The 14503-nt window shown below is 70.6% G+C and carries 9 protein-coding genes; 7 read left to right on the top strand and 2 right to left on the bottom strand.

The annotated features are described in order from the left end of the window. The first annotated feature begins 209 nt into the window (after positions 1–209). The 3 genes from LNW72_RS14790 (at position 210) to LNW72_RS14780 (ending at position 5425) form a co-directional block, all read left to right on the top strand. A complete protein-coding gene (locus LNW72_RS14790; RefSeq protein WP_250980157.1) occupies positions 210–1199 on the top strand; it encodes a LacI family DNA-binding transcriptional regulator in 990 nt (329 codons plus the stop codon). Positions 1200–1361: 162 nt separating this feature from the next. Next, the gene (locus LNW72_RS14785) at positions 1362–3488 is read left to right on the top strand and encodes a beta-galactosidase (protein WP_250975848.1); all 2127 of its coding nucleotides are present in this window, start codon (positions 1362–1364) and stop codon (positions 3486–3488) included. Continuing rightward, on the top strand, positions 3488–5425 hold the full coding sequence (locus LNW72_RS14780) for a cellulase family glycosylhydrolase (RefSeq protein WP_250975847.1): 1938 nt from the start codon (positions 3488–3490) through the stop codon (positions 5423–5425). The genes LNW72_RS14785 and LNW72_RS14780 overlap by 1 nt, the downstream gene beginning before the upstream one ends. Positions 5426–5522: 97 nt before the next feature. Here the strand turns inward: LNW72_RS14780 and LNW72_RS14775 are convergent, their stop codons facing one another. Continuing rightward, positions 5523–6848, bottom strand: a complete 1326-nt coding sequence (locus LNW72_RS14775) for a 6-phospho-beta-glucosidase (RefSeq protein ID WP_250975846.1) — start codon at positions 6846–6848, stop codon at positions 5523–5525. A 46-nt stretch (positions 6849–6894) separates the two neighbouring features. Here LNW72_RS14775 and LNW72_RS14770 point away from each other — a divergent pair, with 46 nt between their 5' ends. From LNW72_RS14770 to LNW72_RS14755, 4 genes are all read left to right on the top strand, one after another. Continuing rightward, positions 6895–8010 carry a PfkB family carbohydrate kinase gene (locus tag LNW72_RS14770; protein WP_250975845.1) on the top strand — a complete coding sequence of 372 codons (1116 nt, stop codon included), beginning with the start codon at positions 6895–6897 and terminating at the stop codon, positions 8008–8010. A 193-nt stretch (positions 8011–8203) separates the two neighbouring features. Then, positions 8204–9250, top strand: a complete 1047-nt coding sequence (locus LNW72_RS14765) for a PhoH family protein (protein ID WP_250975844.1) — start codon at positions 8204–8206, stop codon at positions 9248–9250. Positions 9251–9272: 22 nt separating this feature from the next. Next, positions 9273–9770, top strand: coding sequence for an rRNA maturation RNase YbeY (ybeY, locus tag LNW72_RS14760; protein ID WP_138353185.1), 498 nt, complete (start codon positions 9273–9275; stop codon positions 9768–9770). A gap of 5 nt (positions 9771–9775) precedes the next feature. After that, positions 9776–11107, top strand: a complete 1332-nt coding sequence (locus tag LNW72_RS14755; RefSeq protein WP_250975843.1) for a hemolysin family protein — start codon at positions 9776–9778, stop codon at positions 11105–11107. Between the two features lie 12 nt (positions 11108–11119). Here the strand turns inward: LNW72_RS14755 and LNW72_RS14750 are convergent, their stop codons facing one another. Beyond that, the gene (locus LNW72_RS14750; protein ID WP_250975842.1) at positions 11120–14500 is read right to left on the bottom strand and encodes an NACHT domain-containing NTPase; all 3381 of its coding nucleotides are present in this window, start codon (positions 14498–14500) and stop codon (positions 11120–11122) included. Between the last annotated feature and the right edge of the window lie 3 nt (positions 14501–14503).

Here is a 14503-nt window from a genome sequence, read left to right as displayed (position 1 = left end):
GTCAAGGGTTCTGTCGCACTCGCGTTTATGCGGCATATATGGCGTCGGAGTTGATTTATCACCTGGCTTTCCCGGGCTGAGTACAGCCCATTGACGGCGACTCCGTGTTTACGCAAACATGATGCGCATCCGGCGCCCCTCCAGGGCATCTCCAGTGAGAGGATCAGGGCATGGCGAATCCACGGGCGGCACGCAGCCGTCCGCCGTCCATGGCCGATGTCGCCGCGATGGCCGGAGTGTCGAGCCAGACCGTGTCGCGGGTGGCGAACAGCCGCAGCAACGTCGACGAGGCCACCCGGGAGCGGGTGCTCTCCGCCATGCGGATGCTCGGCTACCGCCCCAACACCGCGGCCCGCGCGCTGGCCACCGGCCGGTTCCGGATGCTCGGTGTGATCAGCTTCGGCCTCAACGCGTACGGCAACGCCCGCACGCTGGAGGCCATCGTGGCGGCCGCCCAGGACGCCGACTACTCGGTCAACGTGGTCAGCGTCAGGGCGCAGACCGAGAGCGCGGTCCGGGCGGCCTTCGAGCGGCTGACCCTGCAGGCGGTCGACGGCATCATCCTGAACGAGGCCCAGATCCTGGATACCCCGACCCTCCGGCTGCCGTCCGGGCTGCCCGTCGTGGTCGTGGACGGGGAGGAGGGCCGCCGTCAGCCCGGCGTCGACACCAACCAGGCGGAGGGCGCGCGGCTGGCCACCCGGCATCTGCTCGACCTCGGCCACCGCAGCGTGTGGCACCTGGCCGGGCCGCAGGACTCCTTCGCCGCCCGCCGCCGCGCCGAGGCCTGGCACGGCACGCTGAAGGCGGCAGGAGCCGCCACGCCACCGGTGCTGTACGGCGACTGGAGCGCCGACAGCGGATACGCCGCCGGGCGCGAACTCGCCGCGAAACCCGAGGTGACGGCGGTGTTCGCCGCCAACGACCAGATGGCGCTCGGCGTCGTCAGGGCGCTCTCGGAGGCCGGCCGGAAGGTGCCGGACGAGGTGAGCATCGTCGGATTCGACGACCTCGCGGAAGCGTCCTGCTTCCTGCCCCCGCTCACCACCGTCCACCAGGACTTCGAAGAGGTCGGCAGGCAGTGCGTCAGCCGCCTGCTCGACCAGATCCACACCGGCGAGGCGGGCACTGGAGGCGTCAGCTCCGTGGCGCCGCGCCTGGTGATCCGGGCCAGCACCGCCGGACCGCCTGCCTCCTGACGGTTCGTCAATAGCGCGCCTGGGCAGTCTTCGCCCGGCCGGTCAGTACCTCACCCCTCCGACGACGCCGTCGGTCCCTTCGTCCTACCCGTCCTCTCCCGCAACGCCGAAGGAGAACTGGCGCGAGCCGTCGGGCCTGCCCCGCCGCGCCACAACACACCGATGACAGACACCACACCCCCCTCCCTCGACGTGCCCGATGCCGACGTGCCCGACCCTGCCGCGACCGACGCCGCCGCCAGGACCGCCCGCCTTCGCGGCCGGCTCGGCGGCCTCGGTTTCGGAGCCGACTACAACCCCGAGCAGTGGCCCGAGAGCACCCGCGCCCAGGACCTGAAGCTGATGTCCGAGGCCGGGGTCACCATGGTCAACCTCGGGATCTTCGGCTGGGCCCGGGTCGAACCGGAGCGCGACGCCTACGACTTCTCCTACTTCGACCGCGTCATGGACGATCTGGCGGGCCACGGCATCACCGTCGACCTGGCGACCATGACCGCGTCACCCGCGCCGTGGCTGGTCACCCAGCACCCGGAGATCCTGCCCGTGACCGCCGACGGCACCGTGCTGGCCCCGGGCGGGCGCCAGCACTTCTGCCCGTCGAGCCCGGTCTTCCGCGACCGGGCCGGCCGGCTGGTCGAAGCGCTCGCGACGCACTACCGCGACCACCCGGCGCTGGGCCTGTGGCATGTCGGCAACGAGTACGGAATCCATGTCGCCGAGTGCTTCTGCCCGGCCTCGGAGAACGACTTCCGGAGCTGGCTCGTCGGCCGCTACGGCGACATCGAGGCGCTCAACGACGCCTGGTCGACCGACTTCTGGTCCCAGCGCTACGCCTCGTTCGACCAGATCCTGCCCCCGCGCACGGCGCCCACCTACCCCAACCCCTCGCAGCAGCTGGACTTCAAGCGCTTCAGCAGCGACGCCCTGCGCGCCTGCTTCGAGCTGGAGACGCGCATCCTGCGCCGCGTGACCCCCGACATCCCGGTCACGACGAACTTCCTGGCGGGGCACAAGACCGTCGACATGTACGACTGGGCGCCCGCCATGGACGTCCTCGCCTTCGACAGCTACCCGGACCCGAACTGGGACCGGGCGCATGTCGGTGCCGCGCTGTCCTACGACGGAATCCGGGGCGCGGGCGGCGGCGACCCCTGGCTGCTGACCGAGCAGGCGCCGTCCTCCGTCAACTGGCGGCAGCGCAACGCGCCCAAGCTGCCCGGCCAGATGCGGCTGTGGAGCTGGCAGGCGGTCGCGCAGGGCGCGGACGCGGTCATGTACTTCCAGTGGCGGCAGTCCCGGGGCGGTGCGGAGAAGTTCCACTCGGGGATGATTCCGCACGCCGGTCCCGACAGTCGGGTCTTCCGGGAGGTGGCGGCGCTCGGGCAGGAACTGGCGGCGGTGCCCGAGATCGCGGGCACCCGGCTGCGCAACGAGGTCGCGGTGCTCTTCGACTGGAACAGCTGGTGGGCCGTCGAGCTCGACTCGCATCCGTCGAACGGCATTCAGCACCTGGACCGCACCCTCGACCACTACGGACCGCTCTTCGACCTCGGGGTCGGCGTCGACGTGGTCCACCCCTCGGCCGAGCTGTCCGGGTACCGCCTGGTGGTCGTCCCCGGGCTCTACCTCCTCTCGGCGGAGCACGCCGAACGGCTGACCCGCTTCGTCGCGGACGGCGGCTCACTGGTCGTCTCGTTCTTCAGCGGCATCGTCGACGAGCACGACCGGGTCCACCTGGGCGGCTACCCGGCGCCGCTGCGCGACGTACTCGGCCTGTACGTCGAGGAGTTCTGGCCCGCCGACGAGGGCGCGACCTTCCCCCTGCGGGAGGCGGCCGACAGTGAGGCCCCCGGCGGCGGACGGAGCAGCGCCGACCTGTGGCGCGAGGACGTGGTCCTGACCGGGGCCGCCCCCGAGCTGCTCTTCGCCGGCCCCGGCTGGGACGGCCGCCCGGCGGCGACGGTCCACGGGTACGGAGCCGGAACGGCCCGCTACATCGCCACCCGCCCGGACGAGGCGACGATGCGCGCCGTCCTGGAGCGCGCCCTCGCCGACGCGGGGGTCACCCCGGTGCTGCCGGGGCTGCCGGCCGGGGTGCAGGCCTCGGTGCGCGCCGGGGACGGATACGACATCCTCTTCCTGCTCAATCACACCGACGGCACCCACGTCGTGGAACTTCCCGGCGAACGCCGGGATCTGCTGCACCAGGACCGTGACCCCCAGCGCCGGATCACCCTCGAACCGTTCGGCGTCGCGGTCCTCGGCAACTCAGCTGAAGGCAGGCATTGATGCACAGAATCCTGGCTCGTTCCACCCTGGTCCTGGCCACGGTGGCCGGGCTCCTGGCAGGCCCCGCGATACCGGCCTCCCAGGCCGCGCCGGACCTCCCCGACGCGACCGCCCAGCCCACCGGGGCTCAACTCACCGCCGCCCAACTCGCCGGCTCCTGGACCGGACCGCTGTCCGCCCGGGGCCGCTACATCGTCGACGCGAACGGCGACCGGTTCAAGCTGAAGTCCGCCAACTGGGGTGGTGCGCAGGGCAGCTGGACCGGAAGCGGTGACATCGACGACCCGGCCAACCACCACGCGGGCGAGGACTCGTACAACATGCCCGTCGGGCTGGACCGGGCGAGTCTGCCCGCCCTGCTGGGCAGCTACCACCAGCTCGGGATCAACAGCATCCGGCTGCCGTTCTCCAACGAGATGATCCACAACACGACGCCCGTTCCGGACGCCGCCGTCGCCGCCAACCCGCAGCTGCGCGGGAAGACACCGCTGCAGGTGTACGACGCCGTCATCACGGCCCTGACCGGTGACGGCTTCGCGGTCGTCCTGAACAACCACACCAACACCTCACGCTTCTGCTGCGGTCTGGACGGCAACGAGCGCTGGAACACCTCCCAGTCGACCGCCCAGTGGGAGGACGACTGGGTCTTCATGGCCCGCCGTTACAAGGACAACAAGCGCGTCGTGGGCGCCGACCTCTACAACGAGGTGCGGCGCACCATCCTCGACGACCCCAACTGGGGGAGCGGTGACGGCCATGACTGGTTCAGCGCCGCGCAGGAGGCCGGCGACCGGATCCTCACCGAGGCCGACCCGGACCTGCTGATCATCGTCGAGGGCATCAACTGGACCGGCATCCCGGCCGACGGCCTCCCGCACGGCCGCCCCACCCTGGAACCGGCCCGCACCCTCTCCCACACCCTCCTGCGGTCCGGGAAGCTCGTGTACTCCGCGCACTTCTACGGATACACCGGCCCGAACCACACCGGCGCCTACGGCACCGGCGAGACGCACGACCCGCGCTACCAGGACATGACCCGCGACCAGCTGTTCGCGGCCCTGCAGCAGCAGGCGTTCTTCATCACCACCGAGGGGCAGCACTTCACGGCGCCGCTGTGGGTGAGCGAGTTCGGCACCGGCACCGAGGAGAACGACCCCAAGGCGCGCGCCTGGTTCGCCAACTTCACCGACTTCCTCGCGGCCAACGACACCGACTTCTCCTACTGGCCGGTGGTCGGCTGGAGCGGGAACGGCCAGGGCGACGCCTACGCGCTCGTGCGCTATGACGCGGCCGGGCACCGCACGGGCATCCTCGACGGCCCCGACTGGCGGTCCGCCGCGTGGAACCACCTGATCACCGCCCCCTCCAGGACCGGACAGGTGGCGGTACCGGCCCGCTGGAACATGCTCGACCTGGACAACGCCGACGCCGTCCGGTCCCTGCGGATGCGCGGCGGGCCCGACTGGGACTCCGGAGCGCGCAAGGCCACCTGCCCCGACGGGCAGCGGCTGATCGGCCTTGCGCACACCGGGAACCGCGGTCTGTGCACCGACTCCGGCGCCGGTGACCTGCGGTCGGCGGCCCCCGAGTACACCGTCGTCCGCGACGAGAGCTACGTCAGGAGCGGTGACTGGGCGGGCGGCTACACCAAGCTGGAATGCCCGGCGGGACAGTTCCTCGACGGCTACAGCGTCCGCGGCGCCGCCGTCTCCGCGGCCCTCTGCGTCCCGGCCCGTGCCGCGCTGGGCACCGCCGGCCGTACGGTCTGGTTCGACCGGGGCGACAACCGCCCGGCCGGTGGTCCCGGCGGCGAGTTCGCGTCCGGGAACTACAAGGGGCAGTGCGCCACCGACGAGTACGCGGCCGGTATCGCCTACACCGGCCGCGTCGGCTCCCGCCGGACCCCGGACGCCCTGCTCTGCCGCAAGCTGGCCTGACCCACGGGCCGGCACGCACAGCACTGCGGCCTGACGCACCGGCCGGCCCGGCCCACGGGCCGGCCGGAGCACGTCGCACCGAGTACCGCCGCCCGGGTTACCGCGGCAGCGCGGCGTCCAGGATGCGGCCCGCGACCGCCACCGAGTCCACCAGCGGATGCAGTGCCAGCGCCCGCAGGGCCGCCGCCCGGGAGCCCGAGGCGGCGGCCTCGATCGCCGACCGCTCGACGGCCTTGAGGGTGAGCATCAGTCCTGCCTGGTGCTCGGTGGGCGCCGCCACCGGCAGTGGCCGGGCACCGAAGGCGCCCACCTCGCAGGGCACTTCGATGATCGCCTCCGCATCGAGCGCGGGGACGGTCGTCCCGTTCGGCACGTTGAGGATCAACGTGGTCCGCTCGTCGCGCGCGATGGCCCGCATCAGAGCCAGCGCGACCCGGTCGTAGCCGCCGCCGTCCAGGTCGTGGGGATCGCGCTGCCAGCCGCCGGTGGCGGCGCGGTTCTCCGCCATGTACGTCTCCTCGCGCTCCAGCCGGGTCCGGTCCCAGAGGGTGTACGCGTCAGAAGGCAGCCCGGCCGCCGACGCGAAGAACGCGCCCTGCTGCCGGTCCAGGAACTCCCCGCGGGTCGCCTCGGCCGACCGGACCGCGGCCAGCGCCTCCCGCTCGAAGTAGTAGTAGTGCAGATACTCGTTGGGCAGCGCTCCCAGCGCGGCCAGCCACGGCGCGCCGAAGAGCTTGCCCTCCTCGAACGAGTCCAGCGCCTTCGGATCGGCGAGCAGACCCGGCAGCAGGTCGGGGCCGCCGTCCGACATCCGGCGCAGCCACCCCAGGTGGTTGAGGCCCACGTAGTCGTAGTGGAACGCGGGGGAGTCCGGGTCGGCGCCCGCGGCGCGCGCGGCGCGGCGTACGAGCCCGACCGGGGAGTCGCAGATGCCGATCACCCGCTCGCCCAGCACCCGTGCCATGGCCTCGGTGACCATCCCGGCCGGGTTGGTGAAGTTGATGACCCAGGCGTCGGGCGCCAGCGCCTTCACCCGTTCCGCGATGGCGACCGCGACCGGCAGCGTCCGCAGCCCGTACAGCACCCCGCCCGCGCCGACGGTCTCCTGCCCGAGCACGCCCTCCGCGAGCGGCACCCGCTCGTCGCACACCCGGCCGGCCGTGCCGCCGACCCGGATGGCGGAGAAGACGAAGTCGGCGCCGCGCAGCGCGTCGTCCAGGTCCTGGGCGATCCTCACCGCCGGGGCGCCCGGCACCCCGGCCGCCTGGGCGGCCAGCACGGACGCGACGACCCGCAGCCGCACCGGGTCCGTGTCGTGCAGCACCAGCTCGCGGCAGGCGCCGGGGGCGCCCGCGTCCGCGAGCAGCGCCCGGTACACCAGGGGCACGCGGAAACCGCCGCCACCGAGAATCACGAGTCTCATGCGTCTGTGACCTCCACTGTCCGTCTCATCGTGCAGAGTGTTGTTCATGGACGACCAGCCCGTATTCGATCCGCTGGCCGGGGTCCGCTCTCCCGGCGACCCGGCATCCGATGTGTATCTGACCGGGACCGTCTTCCTGGACATCATCTTCACCGGTCTGGACAGCGCGCCGGTGCGGGGCACGGAGTCGTGGGCGCGCGGTATGGGCTCCAGTCCCGGCGGCATCGCCAACATGGCCACCGCCTTGGCCCGGCTCGGCCTGCGCACCAAGCTCGCCGCGGCCTTCGGCGACGACATGTACGGCGACTACTGCTGGGACAGCCTGGCGGTGGGGGAGGGCATCGATCTCACGCTGTCCCGCCGGATCCCCGGCTGGCACTCGCCGGTCACGGTCTCCATGGCCTACGAGGGCGAGCGCACGATGGTCTCGCACGGCCACGAGGCGCCGCCGCCCGAGGAACCCGCCCCCGAGTGCCCGCCGGCGGCCCGCGCCTGTGTGGCCTCGCTGGAGCCCGGCGGCCCCGGCCAGGAGTGGATCGGGCACGCGGCCCGGCACGGCAGCCGGATCTTCGCCGACGTGGGCTGGGACGACTCCGGCCGCTGGGACCCGGCCGACCTCGCGGACCTGGAGCACTGCGCGGCCTTCCTGCCGAACGCCACCGAGGCCATGCACTACACCCGCACCGAGTGCCCGCGTGCCGCCGCCCGCAAGCTGGCCGAGCTGGTGCCGCTGGCCGTCGTCACGCTCGGCGCCGAGGGCGCGTACGCCGTGGACTCCGCGACCGGCGAGACCGCCGAGGTCCCGGCCCTGCTGATCGAGGCGCTGGACCCGACGGGCGCGGGCGATGTCTTCGTCGCCGCCTTCGTCACCGGCTCCCTCGCCGGCTGGCCGCTCACCAACCGGCTCGCCTTCGCCTGCCTGTCGGCGTCCCTGTCCGTCCAGGAATTCGGCGGCTCGCTGTCGGCCCCCGGCTGGATCGAGATCGCCGCCTGGTGGCAGCACACCAGGTCCTTCGACGACCAGGACCAGGACGTGATGCGCCGGTACGCGTTCCTCGACGCGCTGCTGCCGTCCGGCACCCGGCCCGGCCCGCTGCCCCGGGCCGTACCCACCATCGGCTTCCGCCGCCCGGCGGGACCCACCGGGAAGGGCAGGCGCTGAGCCTCGGACGGACCCCACCCGCGTAAACCCCACCCGTCACGGAACCAGTCATTGCGGTGGTCGTGGAACCGGTCGCGAAACCCGGCGTAAAACCCCTCGGGCCAGAAGGGTCACCGACGTACCCTTGGTGTTCCAAGGCCCTCACCGGGCATGTCGTCATCAGAAGGTGGGTTTCCCAGGCTCCGGCCGGCCCATGACTCAGACACCGACACAGCACCAGCCGCAGGCACGCGCCCACTTCGTCGTTCCGGCCAAGCACCCCATGGTGACGGTCCTGGGATCGGGAGACGCCCTCCTCCGTGTGATCGAAACGGCCTTCCCGGCCGTCGACATCCACGTCCGGGGCAACGAGATCAGCGCGACCGGGAAATCCAAGGACGTCGCCCTCATCCAGCGGCTCTTCGACGAGATGTTGCTGGTGCTCCGCACCGGCCAGCCGATGACGGAAGACGGAGTGGAGAGGTCCATCGCGATGCTGCGCACCAACGGCAACGCGGCCGACCCGGAGGGGGAGACCCCGGCACAGGTGCTCACGCAGAGCATCCTGTCCAACCGCGGCCGCACCATCCGCCCCATGACGCTCAACCAGAAGCGTTACGTCGACGCCATCGACAAGAACACCATCGTCTTCGGCATCGGCCCCGCGGGCACCGGCAAGACCTATCTGGCCATGGCCAAGGCCATCCAGGCCCTGCAGGCCAAGCAGGTCAGCCGGATCATCCTCACCCGCCCGGCCGTCGAGGCCGGTGAGCGCCTCGGCTTCCTGCCGGGCACGCTCTTCGAGAAGATCGACCCGTATCTGCGCCCGCTGGTCGACGCCCTGCACGACATGATCGACCCCGACACCATCCCGCGCCTGATGGCCGCCGGGACGATCGAGGTCGCCCCGCTGGCGTACATGCGCGGCCGCACCCTGAACGACGCGTTCATCATCCTCGACGAGGCGCAGAACACCAGCGCCGAGCAGATGAAGATGTTCCTGACCCGGCTCGGCTTCGAATCGAAGATGGTCATCACGGGCGACGTCACCCAGGTCGACCTGCCGAACGGCACGAAGAGCGGTCTGCGACAGGTGCAGGACATTCTGGAGGGCGTCGAGGACGTCCACTTCTCGCGCCTGACGAGCACCGACGTCGTGCGTCATAAGCTGGTGGGGCGCATCGTCGATGCGTACGAGCGTTTCGACGACGGGAACGCCGGGCGAAGTGCCGCAAACGGCGGCAAAGCCCGTACCCCCTAACCGAGAGTAGTCGCACCGCACCATGGCGATCGACGTCAACAACGAGTCAGGCTGGGAGATGGACGAGCAGGCGGTCCTCGACATCGCCCGCTACGCCCTCCAGCGCATGCGGATCCACCCGCTCGCCGAACTGTCGGTGATCGTCGTGGACGCGGCCGCCATGGAGCAGCTGCACATCCAGTGGATGGACCTCCCCGGTCCGACCGACGTCATGTCCTTCCCGATGGACGAGCTGCGCCCCGGGAAGGACGACGAGGAGCCCCCGCAGGGCCTCCTCGGCGACATCGTGCTCTGCCCCGAAGTGGCGAAGAAGCAGGGCGAGGAAGCGGAGACGCAGCACTCCATGGACGAGGAGCTCCAGCTCCTCACCGTCCACGGAGTGCTGCACCTGCTCGGGTACGACCACGAGGAAGCCGACCAGAAGGCCGAGATGTTCGGCCTCCAGAAGGCCATCCTCGACGGCTGGCGCACCGAGCGCGGCATCGAGGGCCCCTCCCCGGCCCCGACCACCACCCACTGACGGCGATGGTCCTCTCCGCCGTACTGCTCGTCGTCGTCGCCTGGCTCGCCGCCTGCGCCGAAGCCGGTATCGCCCGCACCTCGCGCTTCCGCGCCGAGGAGTCCGTCCGCACCGGCCGGCGCGGCGCCGACAAGCTCATGGCCGTCGCCTCCGACCCCACCCGCTACCTCAACGTGGCGCTGCTCGTCCGGGTCGGCTGCGAGATGGCCGCGGCCGTCATGGTGACGGTCGTCTGCGACCGGCACTTCGACCAGACGTGGCAGGTCCTCGGCGTCGCCATCGGCATCATGGTGCTCGTCAGCTACGTCGCGGTCGGCGTCTCCCCGCGCACCATCGGCCGCCAGCACCCGCTCAACACGGCCACGGCGGCCTCCTACGTCCTGCTGCCGCTCGCCCGCATCATGGGCCCCATTCCCGGCCTACTCATCCTCCTCGGCAACGCCCTCACCCCCGGCAAGGGCTTCAAGCGCGGCCCGTTCGCGAGTGAGGCCGAGCTGCGCGCGATGGTCGACCTCGCCGAGTCCGAGTCCCTCATCGAGGACGACGAGCGCCGCATGGTGCACTCCGTCTTCGAACTCGGCGACACCATCGTCCGCGAGGTCATGGTGCCCCGCACCGACCTGGTGATGATCGAGCGCTTCAAGACCATCCGCCAGGCCATGACGCTCGCGCTGCGCAGCGGCTTCTCCCGCATCCCGGTCACCGGCGAGAGCGAGGACGACATCGTCGGCGTGGTCTACCTCAAGGACCTCGCCCGCCGGGTGCACATCAACCGCGACGCCGAGAACGACCTCGTCTCCTCCGTCATGCGGCCCGCCACCTTCGTCCCCGACACCAAGAACGCGGGCGACCTGCTGCGCGAGATGCAGCAGGAGCGCAACCACGTCGCCGTCGCCATCGACGAATACGGCGGCACGGCCGGCATCGTCACCATCGAGGACATCCTGGAGGAGATCGTCGGTGAGATCACCGACGAGTACGACCGCGAGGTCCCGCCCGTCGAGGATCTCGGCGGCGGCTCCTACCGCGTCACCGCCCGCCTCGACATCGGCGACCTCGGCGACCTCTACGGCGTCGAACTCGACGACGACGACGTCGAAACCGTCGGCGGCCTCCTCGCCAAGTCCCTCGGCCGCGTCCCCATCCCCGGCGCCTCCGCCTTCGTCGAACTCCCCCAGGACGGCGCCTACACCCCCGCCCAGCCCACCGCCCTCCGCCTCACCGCAGAAACCCAGGCCGGGCGCCGCAACCGCATCGGCACGGTGCTGGTCGAGCCGATCGGCGCTACGGCGGGGTCGAACGGCGGCCCGGCGGCCGCGGTGAACGGCAGCGAGTAGTTCTGCCGTTCATCAGGCCGAGGTGATCGGGACGACGGTCCCGTCCTTGAGTACGCGCACGCGGGCGCGGCGGCTGACCATATAGAGGGCCCGGTGCAGGCCGTGATACGTCTCGTTCGCCCCGTTACCCTGATCGACGAAGTGCGGAAGGCTCCCGAACAGGTCGGCCAGCGACAGGAGTCCGACGACGGTCTCCGTGTCGTCGCCGACCTCGGAGATCGCGCTCAGAAGTCGGCTGGTCGCGGGGCTGCGGATGGTGTCCGGCTGGGAGCGGAGAGCGCGGATCCCCGACAGGGCGGCGGGCACACGCGAACGGGGCAGCTCCCACGGCGCGTACACATCCATCTGGTTGGCCACGGGGCCGGTGAGCCGGCGGAGGTGGCGGTCGAAGGTCGCCTCCGGATTGAACTCCGCAAGCCAGCGGGATTTCGACGAAGCGTGGTCTTCGTCCTCGGGCACTGACCTGGCGAGCCGACGGGAGAATTCGGGATCGTGGTAAGCCGTCAGGGCTCGTGACACACGATCGGTGATGGGCCGAGTCCAGTAGTCACCGGGACCCGAGAAGAAGCCCAGGGCGGCCGTCAGGTCATGCGCAAGGATCGCCTCCTGGACCAGCGAGAGATGATCCAGGGCTCCCCACGCTGCCAGCGTGATCGCCGCGGAGACCGCGACGTGCCGGTCGGTGTGGGAGACCAGGGAGGCGAGATCGGCCGGGTTCCCAGGCAGATGCTCCAGGCACTCCATGGCGAGCCAGCGGACCTCCCACGAGCGGGAGCCGTCGCGGGCCAGGGTCAGCAGATCGTCCCGCCCGGACCGGCCGTGTCCTCTGGTGACGAAGTCCGCCAGGTTCCACAGGATGAGGGCGGCCTCCGACTCGGAGGGCAAACCGGTGAGGACGGTATCCAGGAGCGCCCGGAAGCCTGGTTCTCCGACGATCTCCAGATAGCTTCCGGCCAGGGTCACGCCGCCGAAGCCCAGACTCCATCGACCCCTGCGCTCCGCGTGGCGCAGGATGAGATCAGGCACGGCGGGATCGTCAAGTTGCACCAGCGCGTGACCCACAGCCTTGACCAGCGAGGTGGCAGTGGTTGATTCCGCCTCTTGGCCCAGGAGTAGAAGAAGCGTGTCGGCGGGGCCACCGGTGGCGCCCAGCGCCTCAACGACGGTCCGTAGGACCTCAACGCTGCTGGGGCCGGTCAGGGGCGCGTCCGGAAGGGCGAGCTGGACCGCCAGCTCCCTCAGGATCGTGGGTACTGCACCGGCGACCCGCAGTCTTCCCAGCGCCCACACGATCTGCTGCCGCAGTTCCAAGGACAGGTCCGGCCGCAGCGCCAGCAGCCCCAGCAGCCGTTCGCCGACCCCTCGGCCGCCGAGTGTACCCAACGCGTTGACCAGAGCCATCCGTGTCGTCTTCCGGTGCCGGTCATTGGCGATGTAGTCGATGATCTCGGGTAGTTGACGCCCCGATCCAAGCAGAGCCACCAGCACCTGTGCGGCCCGTTCCCGCTCGTTCCAGTACGGGGTGGTCTCGCACAGCCGCCAGAGCGAGCGCACGATCTGCTGCCGCAGCCGGGCGTCGGCGATGCGCGGGCTGCCGGTCAGGCAACTCCCCGCCATGAGCAGGTCCGTGTGGAAGAGGTCGTCGTCCGGCAGATCGAGGACGTCGCCCTCCCGGCCGGATCCGTCCGGCGGGAGTTGGAGGAGACCGAGCAGCAGGGGAGTGGCGTCCGGCAGTGATCCCGCGAGCAGCAGGATGACCTCCTCCCACCAGGGGTCGTAGCGCATCGCCGTCGCCAGTTCGATCCCTTCGGGACCGCGCTCCCACAGAGCGGTGGCGGCGAAGTGCTCCTGGAGCGTCAGGTGCAGAAACCCGTACCAGCCGTGTGCCTGGGCCTTGAGCAGGCCGTACTGGGCGGCGATCTCGTCGAGGATGGCGCGGTTGTCGCCCCGCGGGAGATCGATCGTCGGCAGATAGTCCGCGATGAGCGTCAGCAGATCGTCCTCGGCGAAATATCGCCGACCCAGCCGGTGGTAGTGCCAGGCGATCTGCTTGAGAAGGTCCTGCTTGTTGTCCGTGGTGAAGCGGCTGTACCGGGAGATCTGCCGGTGGGCGTCCCACTCACGCAACATCACCTCCACACACCGGCGGTACAACGCCGCCCGCCGCTCCGGAAGTTCGAGATCCCGCTCGTACACGATCGCGATCAGGCTGAGGAGCAGCGGGTTCGCGGCGAGGGTCTGCAGCCGGGAGTTCCCGGACAGCGCGTGCATCAGCGCGCCGGTACGCCCGTCCTTCGCGCCGAACCAGTTCGCGATGAACGTCTTGATCTGCGGCCACTCGAAGTCGAGCGCCTCCATCACCTGGAACGGCTGCAGCCCACCGCGCCAGCCGTGCCGCCGACAGGTGACGGCGACGAGCGCCCTCGGGAACCGGGCCGCCAGCCGGTTCACCTCCCGCACGACGTTGTTGTACGCCGCCGTCGCCTCCTCGGTGGATCCGCCGCCCAGCACCTCATCCAGGCCGTCGAGCAGAAGGGCGGCCGTCCCGTCGGTGAGCTTCGCCTCCAGATGGGCCCGCGAGTTCGCGAACCCGTACCGGTCGGCCCAGAACTCGGCGAGGTAGTCGAGCAGGTCGGTGTGTTCGCTCGCCATGAAGTGGTTCAGTTCGACGTACGCGGGCAGATCGGGTGTCCCGGCCGTCCCGCGTCGCGAGGCCATGACGAACGCCAGATGCCGCAGCATCGTGGTCTTGCCAGCGCCGGGATCCCCCACAACGATGATGCGCTGATGCCGTTGCAGCGCCTCCATGGGCGCGAGAGTGACGGGAGCGGCCCGGAGCGGCCTGCGAGGCGCCCCGGCAGAGTCGCCCAAGACGTCCTGAACGAGCTGAGGCATCAAATGCGGGAAGAGGGCCTCCACCTCAGCGTCGTTCAGGAACCTCAAGGGCTCCTGCTCCTGCACCCGCACCTGGACGTACAGCTTCTTCAGGTCCAGCGGCCGTGACAGGTCGAGGATGCGCAGCATCGACAGCTCGTGCGCCAGTTTCTCGCAATACTCCGCCGCACCGAGTTCCAGATCACGATGGACCGTCGCCTCCAACTGCGCGGCCCTCTCCCGCTCCCGCTCAGCCTCCGCCTCGGCCCGCCGGCGCTCCCGCTCGGCCGTCTCCTGCTCGTGGTTCCACGTCCGGCGCTTCACCTCCAGATCGACATCGAGCTGGTGCTGCACCTTCTGCTTCTCGAGGTCGGCAGTCCAGGTGGCCTTGTCCCGCTCCAACGCCCGCGTACGACGTATCTGATAGAGCAGCCCGGCCCCCGCGATGAGCGCCGCCGTGATGGCGCCGAACATCGTGAAGAGCGTCGTGTAGTTCGCGGCAGCCGACTGGAGTAACACGTA

The organism is Streptomyces sp. RKAG293 (genome assembly GCF_023701745.1).
Lineage (GTDB): Bacteria > Actinomycetota > Actinomycetes > Streptomycetales > Streptomycetaceae > Actinacidiphila.
The sequence above is the reverse complement of the archived record's forward strand: the minus strand, read 5'-3'. Positions and strand labels throughout refer to the sequence as shown.